The following is a 1,553-nucleotide window of genomic DNA, read 5'->3' on the forward strand; positions in this document are numbered from 1 at the left end:
CTTGCCACCGCTTTCATATCACCGCTGGCACGCTTGAGGTATTCCAGCTGCATGGAGCGGATAACAATGATGCGGTCATCGGGTACGCTCATGCCGGTCATGAAACCAGTGGCCGACTCGGCCAGCAGACCCATCGCCGCGGCGTGCACACTGCCGATATGGTTCTGCACTTTCTTCTTGTTGCGCATAACGATCACGCATTCCTGCGGTGTCAGTTTTTCTACGCGGGTGCCGGCGGTGCCGGCGAAAGGAATCACCCGGCCCATTACCAGTGACAGTGCCTTGGCGCGCCAGGCTACCGGCAGTTTATTCACTTTGCTGACGACGGTGCTGAGTCGGTTAGGACGGTTTGCTTTATCTGTGTTTACCATAGCTGGGTTCTTCGGTTTTGGTTGTAAAGGCGCGCAGTGTAGAGTGGCTGGCCTGTGTTGAATATGGCCGAAATGACGTTTTAACGGTCGGTGTATCTGGCTGTTTTGACGCCGTCCTGAGCCGGGTTGCGTTATATCCTCACCACTGGCCGGTAGTGTCCTTTTGAGATTGGTACCTTTGTGCTGTTATCCGCATTGCCATAAAACAAAAACAAAGCTGTAACATGGTGCCACTATGCTGCGGCGGCTTTCACAATGTTGTTCTCACCGCTGAATAAAGGAGATACCTATGAATAAAATGATGCTTCCCGTGCTGCTGAGCAGTGTGGTTGCCGCTCAGGCGCTGGCCATGTCGAAAACCCCGGAGCCGCTGCCGGATGTGGGTACTGTTAACAAGACCGTCCGCTTTATCGCTATCGGCGATATGGGGACTGGCGGTGATGGTCAGTATAAAGTGGCTGCTGCACTGGAATCTGTATGTGCCGAGCGTGGTTGTGATTTCGCCATCGGACTGGGCGATAACATTTATGAGGCCGGCGTAGATTCGGTATCGGATATTCAGTTCCAGACCAAATTTGAAGACCCGTATAAAAACCTCAACTTCCCGTTTTATATGACGCTGGGCAACCACGATAACTCATGGTTATTCGGTGGTGACGGTCTGGATAACGATAAAGGCGATATTCAGGTGGATTATCACTACCAGCAGAACCGCCCAAGCAATAAGTGGCAGATGCCGGCACGTTACTACACGTTCTCCGCGCCGTTAAACGAAGAGCAGCCACTGATTAACTTCTTCTCCCTCGATTCCAACCCGCTGGCCGCAGTGGGCGATGCCGATGCTGAATACTGGCAGCTGCCGTACAAAAAGACCCAGGCAGAATGGATCGACCGCGAGCTGAATAACGCTTCTGCACCGTGGAAAATTGCCTTTGCCCATCATCCGTTTCTGTCCAACGGTAAGCACGGTAACGCCGGTATGTATGACGGCTTCCCGGGCGCCGGCGTGGTGTATTACGACATGCTGAAAGACCACGTCTGTAACAAGGTGGATGTGATGATTGCCGGTCACGATCACGAACTGCAGTTCCTGCAGCCGGTGGATAAATGCGGAAAAACCCTGCACATGGTTTCCGGTGCCGGTGGCAAGAGCCGTGAGTTCAAAGACACCGAGCGCAACGC

Annotated in this window: 2 protein-coding genes; one reads left to right on the forward strand and one right to left on the reverse strand. The window is 53.4% G+C overall.

Annotated elements, in window-relative coordinates:
• Positions 1 to 371 (reverse strand): DUF4442 domain-containing protein (locus B3P58_RS16015; protein ID WP_286719009.1); only part of this gene is annotated, 371 nt, incomplete at its 3' end.
• 289 nt (positions 372 to 660) lie between these two features.
• Here B3P58_RS16015 and B3P58_RS16020 point away from each other — a divergent pair.
• A partial coding sequence (locus B3P58_RS16020) for a metallophosphoesterase (RefSeq protein WP_286719011.1) occupies positions 661 to 1,553 on the forward strand: 893 nt, incomplete at its 3' end.

This window comes from Thalassolituus sp. UBA2009, assembly GCF_002335285.1.
GTDB lineage: Bacteria > Pseudomonadota > Gammaproteobacteria > Pseudomonadales > Oceanobacteraceae > Venatoribacter > Venatoribacter alkanivorans.